Source organism: Streptomyces sp. NPDC008163, from assembly GCF_042956885.1.
GTDB classification, from domain to species: domain Bacteria; phylum Actinomycetota; class Actinomycetes; order Streptomycetales; family Streptomycetaceae; genus Streptomyces; species Streptomyces drozdowiczii_A.
In genome coordinates, this window is sequence record NZ_JBIBHG010000004.1 from 357,921 (window position 1) to 374,543 (window position 16,623).

At 70.3% G+C, this 16,623-nt stretch carries 7 protein-coding genes and 1 riboswitch; of the genes, 4 read left to right on the plus strand and 3 right to left on the minus strand.

Annotated features, from left to right (window positions below; genetic code table 11):
* Window positions 1-92 precede the first annotated feature (92 nt).
* On the minus strand, window positions 93-6,320 hold the full coding sequence (locus ACFZAT_RS12100) for an RHS repeat-associated core domain-containing protein (RefSeq protein WP_391263346.1): 6,228 nt from the start codon (window positions 6,318-6,320) through the stop codon (window positions 93-95).
* Between the two features lie 533 nt (window positions 6,321-6,853).
* Between ACFZAT_RS12100 and ACFZAT_RS12105 the strand changes: the two genes are divergently transcribed.
* Window positions 6,854-8,140 carry a phospholipase D-like domain-containing protein gene (locus ACFZAT_RS12105; RefSeq protein ID WP_391263348.1) on the plus strand — a complete coding sequence of 429 codons (1,287 nt, stop codon included), beginning with the start codon at window positions 6,854-6,856 and terminating at the stop codon, window positions 8,138-8,140.
* A gap of 204 nt (window positions 8,141-8,344) precedes the next feature.
* Here ACFZAT_RS12105 and cobN read toward each other — a convergent pair whose 3' ends face one another.
* Window positions 8,345-12,034, minus strand: coding sequence for a cobaltochelatase subunit CobN (gene cobN, locus ACFZAT_RS12110; protein ID WP_391263350.1), 3,690 nt, complete (start codon window positions 12,032-12,034; stop codon window positions 8,345-8,347).
* Window positions 12,035-12,120: 86 nt separating this feature from the next.
* Window positions 12,121-12,197: riboswitch (cobalamin riboswitch) on the minus strand.
* A 140-nt stretch (window positions 12,198-12,337) separates the two neighbouring features.
* Here cobN and cobG point away from each other — a divergent pair.
* From cobG to ACFZAT_RS12125, 3 genes are read left to right on the plus strand one after another with little or no spacing between them, the layout of a single operon-like run.
* Window positions 12,338-13,675: a precorrin-3B synthase gene (cobG, locus tag ACFZAT_RS12115; RefSeq protein WP_391263352.1), complete on the plus strand. Its 1,338-nt coding sequence runs from the start codon at window positions 12,338-12,340 to the stop codon at window positions 13,673-13,675.
* Window positions 13,676-13,733: 58 nt separating this feature from the next.
* Window positions 13,734-14,360: a precorrin-8X methylmutase gene (locus tag ACFZAT_RS12120; RefSeq protein ID WP_391263354.1), complete on the plus strand. Its 627-nt coding sequence runs from the start codon at window positions 13,734-13,736 to the stop codon at window positions 14,358-14,360.
* The gene (locus ACFZAT_RS12125) at window positions 14,357-15,889 is read left to right on the plus strand and encodes a precorrin-2 C(20)-methyltransferase (protein WP_391263356.1); all 1,533 of its coding nucleotides are present in this window, start codon (window positions 14,357-14,359) and stop codon (window positions 15,887-15,889) included. Before ACFZAT_RS12120 ends, ACFZAT_RS12125 begins: the two co-directional genes overlap by 4 nt.
* Here the strand turns inward: ACFZAT_RS12125 and ACFZAT_RS12130 are convergent.
* A complete protein-coding gene (locus ACFZAT_RS12130; RefSeq protein ID WP_391263358.1) occupies window positions 15,874-16,623 on the minus strand; it encodes a cobalt-precorrin-6A reductase in 750 nt (249 codons plus the stop codon). The genes ACFZAT_RS12125 and ACFZAT_RS12130 overlap by 16 nt on opposite strands.

The following is a 16,623-nucleotide window of genomic DNA, read 5'->3' on the forward strand; positions in this document are numbered from 1 at the left end:
CCTCACAGCCCGTGCGCACACCGGTGCCCGGTGGCTCAAGCCACCGGGCACCGGCGCGTCACTGGTCTCGTGGTCTGCTCACGAGGGCGTCATCAGCAGCCCGCCGTGCACGAGCCGTCGGTCCAGGTTCTGTTCCTCGTGGTCTGCCAGGGACTGGGCATGGAATCCAGACCGTTCGTGCTGGCCATCAGGTCCGTCGCGATCACCCGGGGTGCCTGGTTCTTGCGGTACTGCACGACCTCCATGTCGGGATAGGCGTCGCCGTTCCTGGTGACCGTGACCGAGTCACCCTTGGCCTTGATGGTCACCTCGTTGTCCACCGCGAAGAGGGGGGCGAGGCTGTTCACTCCGTGCACACCGAGATCCAGCTCCTCGGACGAGACGTGGTTCCTGTCGAGGATGTTGTTGCGGCCCAGAGTGTCACCGGGGAACGCGTCCAGCTTGAACGGGTTCGCGGGGATCATCGTGGGCGGCGTGTCCTGCAGGCCGAATCGCGCCTTCGCGAGCTTGTTGTACGTGTGTCCGGGCTTGTGCGACGGCGCGATGGTGAAGGTGACCTGTCCCGTCTTGGTGTTCCAGAACAGGTTCATCCGGAACAGCGCGGTCGGATCCGTGGACCAGGAGCGGTTGTCGCCCAGCAGCATGCCGATCATGGCCCTCTTCGTGTGGATGAAGAACCGCATCATGATGACGCCACGGTCCTTGCCCGCCCCCACGTTGAAGGAACCCCGGCTCTCGCCCCTGCCGGCGGCTCCGAAGCCCTGCTGGAGTGCGACGTAGTAGCTCTTCAGCTCCTCCGCCTGGCGTATGGCCTCTCGGAGAGCCCGGTCCCTCTCCTTTTCTATGGCCTTCTCGAAGTCCGACAGGGCGTCCATGCCCGACGGGTCACTGAACATGATCGGGTTGTTCATCGAGTAGGTGTACGCGCTCAGGTTCTGCGGCTTGTACGGGGTGGTCAACTCGTCGCCCGAAAGGAAGCGGCCCAGCGCGGCGTCGTACATGCGGGCGCCGAGCATCGAGAGTCCCGTACTGTCGTCCTCCGGCTTGCCGAGGAAACCCCGGTCGGAGCTTGCGGGAAGGTTTCCGCTGCGCTGCTTGCCGAAGGGTGTGTATCTGCGGCGCGTGACGACTCCCGCCATCGTGATCGTCAGCTGGGTCGAAGCCTGCGAGTCACTGAGCAGCCAGGTCAGGGTGCCATTGGCAGAGGAGGAGGCGTCAGCCGTGCGCGTGGCGATCTCGGTGCCGTTCGCCGTGTAGTGCCGCGTCACCGTCAGGGCCGTACCGGCCTTGTGGAGTTCGTGGCCTTCCACGTACAGCACGGCCTCCGCCTTCGAGGTGCGCAGCAGTGTGTTGCCCTCGGCGTCGTAGACGTAGGTGGACACCTCGTCGCCGGTGCTCTTTTTCTGGGTGACCTTGCTGAGCCGGTTCTGCGCGTTCCACTCGAGGGAGGACGCCACTCCGTCGACCGTGCGGGACGTCATCTGGCCGGCGTCGTTGTAGCCGAAGCTGTCGCTGCCCGCCTTGGTGACGGCGTGCGGCCTGGGCTGGTCGGGAGTGTAGGTCTGCTCGTCGGCGCTGTACCCGGGATAGGTGTAGTCCCGGGTCTTGGAGCCGGTCGCGGTGGTGTCCGTGACCGCCTGGATGTTGCCGATCCGGTCGTAGGAGTACTTCGTCTGGTAGGGATCAGGACCCGTGAAGTCCGACTTGGGGGTTGTGCCGCAGGTGGTGGACGCGATGGTCCACGCGTCGGTGAGACGGTCCAGATCGTCGTAGACGTAGCACTGCTGCTGGTTCGCGGTGTTCTCACGTGCCGCCGTGATCTGACCCGCCGCGTCGCGGGTGAACGTGTCGTCCTGGACCTTCTTGGCCACTCCTCCCACCAGGGTGTTGGTGACGACGTTCTTGAGCCAGCCGGTGCCGTTGGTGTCCTCGTAGCCGAACGTACGGGTCACCTGGGTGCCACTGCCGCTGTTGCCGAGCGAACGGGACAGCAGTCGGCCCCGGTCGTCGTACCCGGTGTCGGCGAGGTAGGTGCCCAGCGTGCCCGTCAGTGACGTGAGCCGGCCCTGGCCCGAGTATCCGGTGGTCACGGTCTCGGCGGGCAGTTTGCCCACGGCGGGGTAGGCGACCGACGTGAGGTGGTCGGCCATGTCGTAGCCGTAGCCGAAGGTGTACGTGCCGTTGAGCCCGGAGCCGTCGTCCGGGATCACCAGCTGCCTACCCTTCAGCCGGCCCCGGGTGTCGTACCCCGTCATCTTCTGGACGTACGCCCTGCCTCCCGCGTAGGTGGTGGATGTCGCCGGCTGCCCCTTGCCGCCGGGAGCCGAATCGTAGGTCTTCTGGGTGAGGGTCGTGCTGCCCTGCTTGGTGCTGATGAGCCGGTTCGCGTCGTCGTACGTGTGGGTGAGTGTGCCGGACGGACCGGTCACGGTCTCGACCTCGCCGTTGGCGTTGTAGCCGGTGGTCGTGGACCCGGTGTCGGGGTCCTCGGCCAGCACCCGGTCACCGGCCCAGTTGTAGGCGTAGTGCGTGGTGTTGTCGCGTGAGTCGTGGATGTACTTCAGCTTGGCGCTGCGCGTGTATTCGTAGCGCGTGGTGTACGACTCGGCACCCTGGTGCTCGACGACGCGTTCGGTCTGGCCGTACACGTCCGTGTAGGTGTCGCTCGGGCTGCCGGTTGCCGGGAACACCTGTGCCAGGTCCGCTCCGCCGTAGCGGTTGACGGTCTTTCCGGCCGCCTGGGCGACGCCCTTGGCCTGGATCTGCGCGAGCGTGGTGCGTCCCGCCCAGTCCACCTGGAGATCGTTGTACGACGGGATGTCCGCGACCGCCGGGTTGACCGGACCCGAGCCCGGCGTACCGGAGTTGTAGAAGGCTCCCGACGTCCCCGCGACGTTGCCCGACGAATCGTAGCGGGTCACCGTCACGATGCGTCCGGTACCGGACGGTGCCGGTTCCTGGTTCTCCCGGGTCCTTCCGAGGCCGTCGAGATACGTCACTGACTTGACGTATGTGGAGCCCGACTGGAGCGTCTCCGACGAGACCCGCAGCGCCGCTCCGGTGGCCACGTTGGGCACACCCGTTTCGGACGGGGCGACCGGGATGGTGTAACTGAATCTCAGGGACGGGTTGCCGTCCGGGTAGTTGGCGCTCTCGGTGGGCCGGAACACCTGGGAGATGCGCCCCACCGCGTCGTAGACCACGCGCGTAGTGTTTCCGTTGGCGTCCACCGTCTTCCAGGGTTCACCGAAGAAGCGCGACGGGTAGACCGTGGAGATCAGCGAGGTGCCCGCACCTGAACCGTCCGGGTCGGGGCCGGTGGTGGTGACACCGCTGACCGGCCAGGAAGTGGTCGGCTGATAGGCCGTGGTCGTCAGCTTGTCCTTGCCGTCCCAGGCCTTGATGACGCGGCCTGCGGCGTCGTAGTCATTGCGCGCCGAGCGGTAGGCGGTCTGGTCCGTATAGACGCGGGTCTGCGTCGGATTGCCGTCGGTCAGCTTGGTGTCGTTCTCCGTGAACGAGGTCGCCCCGTCGAAGAACGTCACCGTCCGCCTGTCCTGGTGCAGGGTGTCGTTGCCCGCGGCCTGGTCCTCGGCCTGGGCGGTGCAGGAGACGCTGTAGTGCCGCTCGTCGTCCTGGGCGACCATCCAGCGCTGCGTGCCGGTTCCGTCGAGCTCGCTCGTGTTGTACGCGCGCCCGTACTCGGTGCACTGGTTGTCCGAGACGTCCGTCTCACCCCAGTCGTCGACCCGCATGGGCAGACCGAACGTGGTACTGGCCGCCTCGGTGTCCTCGTACTCGTTCTGCACGACGTGCTCGCGCCAGGTCGAGAGGTCGGCATCGGTGGAGTCGTGGACCTTCTCCAGGGTGCGGACCTCGGACTCGCGGACGAAACGGGCGTCGGGGAGGCCGGTGTACTGAGCGGTGTTGTGGGACCAGTACTTGTGCCACTCACGCTTCTGCGACTTGCCCGCCTCGTCGCGGACCGAGGTCTCCAGGGTCTTGCCGGCCAGCCACGCGTAGTCGGTCGACTCGACGTCCTCGGAGTCCTTGACCTTCACCGAGCGGGTCGCGGCCGGGTCGGTCTTGGAGGTGCGGTCGCCGTCCAGGCCGCGGTAGAGCCAGTGGTACGTGGAGTGCTTGTTGCTGCTCGCGCCGGTGGTCACCAACACCTTGCCGTAGCCCCGCCACTCGGACCAGGACTCGTCCTTGTCCGGGACCATCGGGTCTGCGGTGTAGCGCCAGCCCGGTGCGCCGTCGTACTCGTACGTCGTGGTCATCGCGGGGTTGCCCTCGGACAGGTCACCGGGATCCACCACCACCTGCTTGACGACGAACTTCTTGAACCATCCTGTCTTCTCCGTCTCCGAACCTTCCGGCTGCCACTTCTGCCAGAAGCATTCATAGGCATTGCTCGACTCGGACGGCAGGTGGGCGGCGTCGCACTGTCGGCTGACCGTGCCGCCCTCGTCCGTGGCGTGGCCATAGGTGACCGCGACGGTGGAGCCGGTGTCGGTGAACACCTTGTTGATCCGGCGGAAGTTCATCGCGCCGTCGCCGACCTTGTTGTCCTGCCACTCCCCGTTGAAGTTGATGGTCGGCATGTCGATGTCATCGCCGGAGTAGCCGCGTCGCTGGATGTAGTCCAGCCAGAGCTGGTCGCCCACCGAACCCTCGGGGTTCATCAGCGCGTACTTCATCTGGTACTGGCGGACGGTGTCCCAGGCGGCGGTGTTGTTGTCGCGCACCTTCACGTTGATGTCCCACAGCATGCCGCGCAGGAAGAACGTCGGGTGGTACGTCTTGCCCCGGCAGCTCTCACCGTCCTCCGGGCCGTCGCAGATCAGGTCCACCGGTACGTCGGGATACGATTCGGGCTTCGCGTCGATCGTCGGGCAGTCCGGCGTGGCTTCGTTCAGCGGGTCCTTCTCCGCCATGTGTTCGACGCAGCGGTTGACATGCTGGAAGTCCACCTGGGCGGGAAGTTGCGCGCCGGGCAGCTGGGACGACCAGCCGTAGTCGATGCGCTCCAGGTATGAGCCCGCGTCGTAGGAACGGGCCTTGTCCGCGGCGGCCACCGAGCGGTAGTAGTTCTGCTCCTTCTTGTAGAAGTAGGCGTTCTCCACCTCGTTGGGCGTCACCACCCGGTCGAGGTTCCAGCGCCACGCCTGCTTGCAGGGGTTGGGGAACGACGAGAAGCAGGGCTCTCCGGCGTCATCGCCGATCACCGGCACGGTGAGGACCGAGTTGGTCTTCTCGTGCTCGTTGTCGTTGTTGAGCCGCTCGGTGCGGCCCCACCCGAAGTAGTGCCGGGTGCCGTCCTGTTCGGTGACGACCCAGAACTCGTCCGTGTTGTCGGAGCCGTAGCCGCCGTTGAGCTTCTGCACCCGCCAGCCGGGATCGTCCTTCAGGTGGAAGGCACCGGTGCCGGTGTTGTCCTGGACCAGCTCGGACGTGACCCCGTTGAGGTTGATCACGTAGTTCGCGCCCTTGGCGTCCTTCTCCGAGTTGGGCGAGTCCCAGCACAGGTCACCGAAGGTCGGATGGCCGTCCTGGCTGCAGTTCTTGTAGCGGCGCTCGATGTAGCCGACGTTCAGGTCCCACCCCATGCCGACCCACGACGCCTGGTTGTTGGTCGCCGAGGTGCGGCCGTCCACGGCCTGGGAGTTGTAGCTCAGGGCCAGGTCGGGTGCCTCGCCCATGGGCGGCTTCGGCACGTCGATCGGGATCGAGTAGGTGAAGGCTCCCGAGCCGAGCGACACGTCCCACTTGCCGGTCGGCGACAGGGTACTGGCCCGGTAGTCGCCCTTGTCGGACGAGGAACCGGACGTGAGTGCGTACACAGCGGGCTGGGCGATCGGGGCCATCCCCGAGATCTGCTCCACCTGTGGAGCCGCCTCGACTGTGGCGGTCAAGGTCCCGGAGGAGGGATCGTTGTGCACATCCGCCGGGTCGACGTACGTGCCGCCCTGGCACTGCGTGGCGTGCGGTGTGGTCGCCGCACAGGCGGGGAGCCGGATCAGGCGCAGGCGGGACGCGAAGTCGCCGCCGTACGCGTGCGCGAACCCCGAGTAGTCGATGGTGATGTCCACGGGACCGGCCGTGACGCCACCGTCCTTTCGGGCGACCCGGACGCCGAGTCCGAGCCCGCCGGCCTCCTCCACCTGCGCACGGTCCAGGACTTGGACGTCCACCTTCGTCGGGCCCCTGTCGGCGGGTCCGCCGCTCACGCGGGACGGGGTCTTGCTCCCCGCGCCGGCCTGCGGCTCGGCCCCCCGCACGGTGACCACAGAGATCCGGGCGGGATTCGACGACGTCAAGTCGACTCCCTCGTGAGCCCGTTGCGGCCACTTCACCGCAGGCGCCCGGGTCGAGGTCGGCTCGGTGGCCTGCGGCACCGGGCTGTCGAGCCGTTGGGACGGGACGCTGGCCATGGTGCCGTCCGGCACCGCCAAGGCCACCGCCGGCTGCGTCAGAACGGCGGAGGAAAGCAGCCCGCCCACCAGCCCCTTCGCCAAGAGCGCGGCTATGCCACGCGAACGCAAGGATTTCACGGAAATACCCCCCACTGGGTCATTTGCTCTGCTCCGAGAGCGCCCGGGTCCCACGCCGGGCGCTGCGTAATACCGGCCGTGAAGATCGCCGGTGTGTCGGCAGAGGATAGAACAGCACCCCATCCGGCCGTCCAGATTTCTGCGGCAAGGTCCTACGTGCTGGACTTTGCCTTTGCTGTGCGTGGCCTTTTCGCGGACTATGTGCCAAGATCGCCCATCGGTCGACGAATTGAAGGCCGATGAGGAAGAGATGCGGACATTGACACCCAGCCGGGTGCGTGTCCGGCAGAGGGGGGAAAGTGGATCAGATATTCGGATTCAGGCCACGAACGGGGCTTCCGCGCCGATCCGCACTCGCACTGAGTGCGCTACTGCTCGCTGTCTGTCTCGGCTGGGGAACAGCACCCGTCGCGTCGGCCGCCGTGATCGAGGGCCCGGTCTTCAACAAGCCGACCGGCACCGCCGCGGAGCAGTACGCCATCCGTGACCGGCTGCTCGCTTACATAGGCTCCGCCGCGCCGCAGTCCGACGTCAAGGTCGCGATGTACCACCTGTGGGACGAGGGGGTCGCCCAGGCGCTGGCCGACGCACACACGGAGCGGCAGGTGAACGTACAGGTCATGCTGGACTCCACAAGTGCGGCCGCAACCACCGACTCTTCGTACGCGATCCTTCGGGCAGCGCTCGGCACGGACCGCTCGCAGCAGTCCTTCGTCGGCACGTGTCCGACGGGCCGGTCGTGCCTCGGAGACCCCGACGCGCTTTCCAGTGCGGGAATCAACCACAACAAGTTCTGGCTTTTCTCGCAGGTCGACGGAGCCTCCGACCTGGTAGTCCAGTCGTCATCCAACATGACGCCTTCCGCGTATACGCGAATGTGGAACGACGCCTACGTGATGCCCTACAACGTGTCGATGTACACGGCTTATGCGAATTATTTCGAAAAGCTGACGAAGATGGACTGGGCCAACTGGAAGTACACCAGCGTGACGGCCAGTCCGTTCAAGGCGTATTTCTTTCCCTACCCAGGTTCAGGTAATTCCAAAGACACCATCTGGAATATTCTGGACGGTGTGACGTGCACGTACAAGAGCGGCACGGCGACCCTGAAGACGAAGGTCAGGGTCGCGGTGCTCAAGCTGACCAGGCAGGGCGTCGCCGAGAAGCTGACGGCGCTCCAGAAGGCGGGCTGCGCGGTGGAGGTCGTCTACGCGGAGACGGACAGTCTCGCCGGGTCGGGTACGGCGGGCACGTGGGAGGCGCTGCATGCTTCCGGGGGTCCGAGCGTGCGCTGCTACAACCACGACGAGGACGGAGACCCGGACACGACCAACTCCGTGGTCCACTCCAAGTACCTGCTGATCGACGGCATGTACAGCGGGGCGGTCAACAAGGTTCTGTGGACCGGTAGTCACAACTACTCGGGCCCCGCGCTGCGTGAAAACGATGAAGCGCTCCTGAAGGTGGACAGCTCGACAGCCCATGACGCCTACGTTGCGACTTTCAACTCCCTCAAGAGCGCTGCCATTCCCGGGACCGCCGACACCACCGACGAGTGCAAGGGGGTGAAGCACACAGAGGACTGATCGCGGGATCGAACCACCGCCGTGTGTCTCCCGCGAAATGAATCAGTGTGGGAATGGTGCTGATTCCGAACGGTCCTCGCACGATTCCGTGCCCCTCAAGTCGCTTGACGCGTACGACGTGAGGGGCACTCGGGCGCCCGCAATCCAGCGCGAGGGCTGGGGAGCCGTTCCAGCGGGTGGCTGGACATGCTCCCGGACGATCGCTTACTCCTCGCCCTCCAGGTTTCCCTCCGTCTCCAGGAACACCTGGCGCAGCGCCTCCAGCACCGCCGGGTCGGGCTTGGCCCACATGCCGCGCGACTCCGCTTCCAGAAGGCGTTCCGCGATGCCGTGCAGGGCCCACGGGTTGGCCTGTTCCAGGAAGGCGCGGTTGGCCGGGTCCAGGACGTAGGTCTCGGTCAGCTTGTCGTACATCCAGTCCGCGACGACGCCCGTCGTGGCGTCGTAGCCGAAGAGGTAGTCGACGGTCGCCGCCAGCTCGAAGGCTCCCTTGTAGCCGTGGCGGCGCATCGCCTCGATCCACTTGGGGTTGACGACGCGGGCGCGGAAGACGCGCGAGGTCTCCTCGGTCAGCGTCCGCGTGCGGACCGTCTCGGGGCGGGTCGAGTCCCCGATGTACGCCTCCGGGGCGGTCCCCTTCAGCGCGCGGACCGTGGCGACCATCCCCCCGTGGTACTGGAAGTAGTCGTCGGAGTCCGCGATGTCGTGCTCGCGGGTGTCGGTGTTCTTCGCGGCGACCGCGATGCGCTTGTACGCGGTCTCCATCTCCTCGCGGGCCGGGCAGCCGTCCAGGTCGCGGCCGTAGGCGTAGCCGCCCCACGTCGTGTAGACCTCGGCGAGGTCGGCGTCGGTGCGCCAGTCGCGGGAGTCGATGAGCTGGAGCAGCCCGGCGCCGTACGTGCCGGGGCGCGAGCCGAAGATACGGGTGGTGGCCCGGCGCTCGTCCCCGTGCTCGGCCAGGTCCGCCTGCGTGTGCGCCCGTACGTGGTTGAGCTCGGCGGGTTCGTCGAGTGAGGCGGCCAGGCGTACGGCGTCGTCCAGGAGGCCGATCGTGTGCGGGAACGCGTCGCGGAAGAAGCCGCTGATGCGGAGGGTGACGTCGATGCGGGGGCGGCCCAGCTCCTCGGCCGGGATCGCCTCCAGGCCGGTGACGCGGCGCGAGGCGTCGTCCCAGACCGGGCGCACGCCGAGCAGGGCGAACGCCTCCGCGATGTCGTCGCCTGCGGTGCGCATGGCGCTCGTGCCCCAGAGGGACAGGCCCACGGACACCGGCCAGTCGCCGTTGTCCTCGCGGTAGCGGTTGAGGAGCGAGTCGGCGAGGGCCTGCCCGGTCTCCCAGGCGAGGCGGGAGGGGACGGCCTTGGGGTCGACGGAGTAGAAGTTCCGGCCCGTCGGGAGCACGTTGACCAGGCCCCGGAGGGGTGAGCCGGAGGGGCCTGCGGGGACGAAGCCGCCCTGGAGGGCGTGGACGCAGTGGGTGAGTTCGTCCTCGGTGCGGGCCAGGCGGGGGACGACCTCCTGGGCCGCGAAGTCGAGGATGGCCGCCACGTCCGGGGCCAGGTCGTGGAGCGGTGTGCGGGTCGTGGGCTCGGGGCTCTGCCCCGGACCCCGCTGCTCAATCGCCGCAGGGGCTTGATTGGGCTGATCGCCCGCCGTAGGCGCTTGAAGTGCTGCCGGGTCCCAGCCCGCGTCCTCCATCGCCTGGACCAACGCCCGCGCCCGGTCCTCCACCGCGTCCGCGTCCGTGCGGGTCGCCGCCGACTCGTCCAGGCCCAGCGCCTCGCGCAGACCCGGCAGGGAGGTCGTGCCGCCCCAGATCTGGCGGGACCGGAGGATGGCCAGAATCAGGTTGACGCGGGCGGCCCCGGTCGGCGCGGCGCCCAGGACGTGGAGGCCGTCGCGGATCTGGACGTCCTTGATCTCACAGAGCCAGCCGTCCAGATGCATGATGAAGTCGTCGAAGCCCTCGTCCTCCGGGCGGTCCTCGACCCCCAGGTCGTGGTCGAGCTTCGCGGCCTGGATCAGGGTCCAGATCTGGGCCCGGATGGCAGGCAGCTTGGCCGGGTCCATGGCGGCGATCTGGGCGTGCTCGTCCAGGAGTTGTTCGAGGCGGGCGATGTCCCCGTAGCTGTCGGCCCGGGCCATCGGCGGCACCAGGTGGTCCACGAGCGTGGCGTGCACCCGGCGCTTGGCCTGGGTGCCCTCGCCCGGATCGTTGACGAGGAACGGGTAGATCAGCGGGAGGTCGCCCAGCGCCGCGTCCGGGCCGCAGGCGGCGGACAGGCCCGCGTTCTTGCCGGGCAGCCACTCCAGGTTGCCGTGCTTGCCGAGGTGGATCATCGCGTCGGCGCCGAAGCCGTTGTCGTCGGCGCGGGCGGCGATCCAGCGGTAGGCGGCCAGGTAGTGGTGCGAGGGCGGCAGGTCCGGGTCGTGGTAGATCGCGATCGGGTTCTCGCCGAACCCGCGCGGAGGCTGGATGAGGATGAGGAGGTTGCCCCGGCGCAGGGCGGCCAGGACGATGTCGCCCTCCGGGTTGCGCGAGCGGTCCACGAACATCTCGCCCGGCGGCGGGCCCCAGTGCTCCTCGACGGCCTCGCGGAGTTCGGCGGGGAGCGTGGCGTACCAGCGGCGGTAGTCGGCGGCGGGGATGCGGACCGGGTTGCGGGCGAGTTGTTCCTCCGTGAGCCATTCCTGGTCGTGGCCGCCCGCCTCGATGAGGGCGTAGATCAGCTCGTCGCCGTCGCCGGAGGCGAGACCGGGGACCTCCTCCGTACCGAAGTCGTAGCCCTCCGCGCGCAGTCGGCGCAGCAGGGCGACCGCGCTGGCGGGGGTGTCGAGTCCGACGGCGTTGCCGATACGGGAGTGCTTGGTCGGGTACGCGGACAGGACGAGCGCGACGCGCTTCTCGGCGTTCGGGATGTGGCGCAGCCGGGCGTGGCGGACGGCGATACCGGCGACGCGGGAAGCTCGCTCGTCGTCGGCGACGTAGGCGGGGAGGCCGTCCTCGTCGATCTCCTTGAAGGAGAACGGGACGGTGATCAGGCGGCCGTCGAACTCGGGGACGGCGATCTGGCCGGCAGCGTCCAGCGGGGAGACGCCCTCGTCGTTGCCCTCCCAGTCGGCGCGGGAGCCGGTGAGGCAGAGCGCCTGGAGGATCGGCACGTCGAGAGCGGTGAGCGCGCCCGCGTCCCAGGACTCGTCGTCACCGCCGGCCGACGCGTCGGCGGGCCGGGTGCCACCCGCCGCGAGGACTGTGGTGACGATCGCGTCGGCGGCGCGCAGGGTCTCGATGAGTTCGGGTTCGGGGGCGCGCAGCGAGGCGACGTACAGCGGGAGGGCCTTCGCGCCCTCGGCCTCGACGGCCCGGCACAGGGTCTCGATGAACGCGGTGTTGCCGCTCATGTGGTGGGCGCGGTAGTAGAGCACCGCGACCGCGGGGGCACCGTCCGGGGTGTCCCGGGGGGTGCGGTCCAGCGGGCCCCAGGAGGGTGCGGCGGCGGGCGGTTCGAAGCCATGGCCGGTGAGCAGGACCGTGTCGGAGAGGAAGCGGGCGAGCTGGTCCAGGTTGGCGGGGCCACCGTGCGCGAGGTAGGCGTGGGCCTCCGCGGCGATCCCGATCGGAACGGTGGAGGCGGCCATCAGCTGGGCGTCGGGGGCCTGTTCGCCGGTGAGGACGACGACGGGGCGGCCGGTGGCGAGCAGGTGGTCGAGGCCGTCCTGCCAGGCGCGGACACCGCCGAGGAGGCGTACGACGACAAGGTCGGCGCCGTCCAGGAGGGCGGGCAGGTCCTGGAGCGGGAGGCGGGAGGGGTTCGCGTACCGGTAGCGGACGGGTCCGTCGGAGGCGCGGGCGCTGAGCAGGTCGGTGTCGGACGTCGACAGGAGCAGGATCATGCGGCGTCTGGCCTTCCTCGGGGTGTCCACGCCCCGGGCGGTGTCGAGAGCTCCCCTGCTCGGACCTGCCGAACGTGCGGGGAAGGGAGTTCCTGACTCGCCCGGCCTGGTGGGGCCGGGCTCACAGTGGCGGGACCGCGCCGGAATCGCACCGGGCTTCCTCCCCTGTCGCCGTCTGTGGCGACGACGGACCCGGAGGTCCGCCGGGGTCCGTCCGCGAAGACGGGCCCCGCAGGCATAGTACGGGCCGGGGTGCCCGACCGGTCATACGGATCGGAAGACGGGTCATACGGATCGGATGAGATGGTCGGTATGCTCGCCGCCATGCCTCCCCCAGCCCCCCTTTTCGCCCAGCCCGACGACGCCCGTTTCCGGTCGCGCGGCGACGCCTGCCCCGGTGCGCTGCGGCTGCACCGGGCGGACGACGGGGCGTTGGCGCGGGTCCGGGTGCCCGGTGGTGTGCTCGCCGTGGAGCAGGCGGACGGGCTGCGGGAGTTGGCCGGCGAGCTGGGCGATGGTGAGCTGTATCTCACTTCGCGCGGCAATGTTCAGCTGCGCGGGCTGGACGCGGAGTGCGGGGGCGAACTGGCGTCACGCATGTACGAACTGGGACTTTTGCCCTCCGAGCGGCATGAGCGGGTCCGCAATGTGGTGGCCTCTCCGCTGTCCGGGCTCGACGGGCTCGGCGCGCGCGACGTCCGCCCGTGGCTGATCGCGCTGGACGCGCTGGTGTGCGCGAGCGAGGAGGCGGCCGGGCTGTCGGGGCGGTTCCTGTTCGCCCTGGACGACGGGCGCGGCGACGTGGACGCGCTGGGCGCGGATGTGGCGCTGCGGGCGCGGGCGGACGGGGACGCGGAGCTGCGGATCGGGGCGCTGGATTCGGTGGCCCGGATTCCGGCGGAGGGGGCGCCGCGCGCCGCGCTGCTCGCGGCGACGGTGTTCCTGTCCGCGGCGGCCGGGTCCGGTGCGTGGCGGGTGGCCGACCTGCCCGGGGGCGCCGGTCCGTTGTTCGACGAGGTGGTACGGGGGCTGGGTGCCGCCGGGCTGCCCGTCGCCCTCGGGACCGTACCGGTGCCGGACGGGACTCCCCCGGCGCTCGGCGTGGTGGCGGGGTCCGGGGACACGGACGCACTGTCCGTCGGGCTGCCGCTCGGGCGGGCGGACGCGGTGCGGTGGCGGGCGCTGACGGACCTCGCCCGGGACCACGGCGCCGGCGAACTGCGGCTCACTCCGTGGCGCGGAGTCGTCGTGCCCGTTGTCCGGCGGGAGCGGGCGTCCGAGGCGCTCGACGCGTTGGAGGCCGTGGGCCTCGTCACCGGGGACCGCTCACCGTGGTCCGGCGTGGGGGCGTGCATCGGGCGGCCCGGGTGCGCGAAGTCCCTGGCAGACGTACGGGGTGACGCGGCGTCAGCTCTGGGCGCCGGGTCGCCGGACCGCGCCCTGCCCGTCCACTGGTCCGGGTGCGAGCGGCGGTGCGGGCACCCGCGCGGTGCGTGGGTCGACGTCGTCGCGGGACCGGACGGCGGCTACCGGGTGTCCGTCGTGCGGGACGACGGGCGTCGCGCGGAGCCGGTCCGCGTGACCGACGGTCCCACTGCGCTGGCCGACGCCGTGGCGGCGGCCCGTCACCCTCACACCTGATCCCCCTCCCCACACTTTTCCGACCGACCCCCCGCCCTGAGAAGAGAGCGACACCACTGTGTACGAGTACGAGAAGGACGGACCGGCCATCTATCGCCAGTCCTTCGCCACCATCCGGGCGGAGGCGGACCTCGCCGGGCTGCCCGCGGACGTGAGCCAGGTCGCGGTCCGGATGATCCACGCCTGCGGCATGGTCGACCTCGTACGCGACCTCGGCTACACGCCCGGCGCGGTCGCCCGCGCCCGCGCCGCGCTGCGGGCGGGCGCGCCCATCCTGTGCGACGTGGCCATGGTCGCCAGCGGGGTCACCCGCAGGCGGCTGCCCGCGGACAACGAGGTGGTGTGCACCCTGTCCGACCCTGCCGTGCCCGGGCTCGCGGCGGAGCTGGGCACGACCCGCTCGGCGGCCGCCCTGGAGCTGTGGCGGGACCGGCTCGACGGGGCCGTCGTGGCCGTCGGGAACGCGCCGACCGCCCTGTTCCGGCTGCTCGAAATGATCGAGGAGGGGGCCCCGCGCCCCGCCGCCGTCATCGGGGTCCCGGTCGGGTTCGTCGGGGCCGCCGAGTCCAAGGACGCCCTGGCCGCCCATCCGTCGGGGCTCGACCACCTGATCGTGCGCGGCCGGCGCGGCGGGAGCGCCATCGCGGCCGCCGCGCTCAACGCCATCGCCAGCGAGGAAGAGTGACCGTGAGCGAGCAGCAGACGGGACGGCCGGGCGAGCGGCGGACGGGACGGCTGTACGGGGTCGGGCTGGGCCCCGGCGATCCGAGCCTGATGACCCTGCGGGCGGTGGAGGTCATCGCGGATGCGGACGTCGTCGCCTATCACAGCGCCCGGCACGGCCGGTCCATCGCCCGGTCCATCGCCGCGAAGCACCTGCGCGCCGACCACATCGAGGAGGCCCTGGTCTACCCCGTCACGACGGAGACCACGGACCACCCGGGCGGCTACCGGGGGGCGATGGAGGACTTCTACGCCGAAGCGGCGGCCCGGCTCGCGGTGCACCTGGACGCGGGGCGCACGGTCGCCGTGCTCGCCGAGGGCGACCCAATGTTCTACGGCTCGTACATGCACATGCACAAGCGGCTGGCCGACCGCTATCCGACCGAGGTGATCCCCGGGGTGACCTCGGTCAGCGCTGCCGCCGCCCGGCTCGGGGCCCCGCTCGCGGAGGGCGAGGAGGTCCTGACGATCCTGCCCGGCACCCTGCCGGAGGAGGAGCTGACCGCCCGGCTGGCGGCGACCGACGCGGCGGTGGTGATGAAGCTGGGCCGCACCTTCCCCGCCGTGCGCCGCGCGTTCGAGGCGTCGGGGCGGCTGCCCGAGGCCCGCTATGTGGAGCGCGCCACGATGGCCGGCGAGCGGCTGGGCGAACTCGCGGACACGGACGCCGACTCGGTGCCGTACTTCGCGGTCGCCGTCCTGCCGAGCCGGATCGACGCCCGTCCGGATCGCGCCCCGGGCGACGGTGAGGTGACCGTCGTGGGCACGGGTCCGGCCGGTCCGCTGTGGCTGACGCCCGAGACGCGCGGGGCGCTGGCCGCCGCCGACGACCTCGTCGGCTACACGACCTACCTGGACCGGGTGCCGGTCCGGCCGGGTCAGACACGGCACGGCTCGGACAACAAGGTGGAGTCGGAGCGGGCGGAGTTCGCGCTCGACCTGGCCCGGCGCGGGCGGCGGGTCGCCGTGGTCTCGGGCGGGGACCCGGGGGTCTTCGCCATGGCGACTGCGGTGCTCGAAGCCGCGTCGCAGGAGGAGTACGCGGACGTGCCGGTGCGGGTGCTGCCCGGGGTGACGGCGGCGAACGCGGCGGCGGCCCGGGCGGGTGCGCCGCTGGGCCACGACTACGCGACGATCTCGCTGTCGGACCGGCTCAAGCCGTGGGAGGTCATCGCGCGCCGGCTGTCGGCCGCCGCCTCGGCGGACCTGGTGCTCGCGCTGTACAACCCCGGTTCCCGGAGCCGGACCTGGCAGGTCGGCAAGGCCCGGGACCTGCTCCTGGAACACCGCTCGCCGGACACGCCCGTGGTCCTGGGCCGGGACGTCGGCGGGCCGGGCGAGCGCGTTCGGACCGTGCGCCTCGGGGACCTCGATCCGGCCGAGGTGGACATGCGGACGATCCTGATCGTCGGGTCCTCGCAGACCCGGTGGGGGCGGCGGGGCGACGGCACGCCCATCGTGTGGACGCCGCGCCGCTACCCGGAGGACTGATCCGTCAGCCAGACCAGGGCCTCCCGCGGGGTGCCGGCCACCGCGCCCCCCTCGGGGACCGGTGGCCGGCGGACCACGACCACGGGGATGCCGGCCTCGCGGGCGGCGGTCAGCTTGGGGGCGGTCGCGGCGCCGCCGCTGTCCTTGGTGACGAGGACGTCGACGCGGTGGCGGCGGATCAGCTCGCGCTCGCCCTCCAGGGTGAAGGGGCCCCGGTCGAGCAGGGTCTCCATCCGCGCCGGGTACGGCGGTTCCGGGGCGTCCACGGACCGCATCAGGAACCACAGCCCGTCCAGGCCCGCGAAGGCGGCGAGCCCCATCCGGCCCGTGGTGAGGAAGACCCGCCGCCCCAGCGCGGGCAGCGCGTCGGCCGCCTCGGCCAGGGAGGAGACCGGGTGCCAGTCGTCGCCGGCCCCGGGCACCCAGCCGGGGCGGCGCAGCATGAGCAGGGGAACATGGGCGGCGGCGGCCGCGGCGGCCGCGTTGAAGGTGATCGTCCCGGCGAAAGGATGGGTGGCGTCGATGAGCGCGTGCACCCGGTGCGAGCGGAGCCAGTCCGCGAGCCCGTCGGCCCCGCCGAAGCCCCCGATCCTGACCTCTCCCGGCGGCAGCTTCGGCCGGGCCACCCGGCCGGCCAGGGAGCTGGTGACCCGGCTCCCGGCGGGCAGCTCCGCCACCAGCAGCTCGGCGAGGCGGCGGGCCTCCGTCGTCCCGCCCAGAATCAGTACGTGCAC

Coding starts and splice junctions, on each gene's coding strand:
- cobN (WP_391263350.1), bottom strand. CDS start 12,034: ATGATCCTGCTCCTGTCGACGTCCGACACCGACCTGCTCAGCGCCCGC.
- cobG (WP_391263352.1), top strand. CDS start 12,338: ATGGTCGGTATGCTCGCCGCCATGCCTCCCCCAGCCCCCCTTTTCGCC.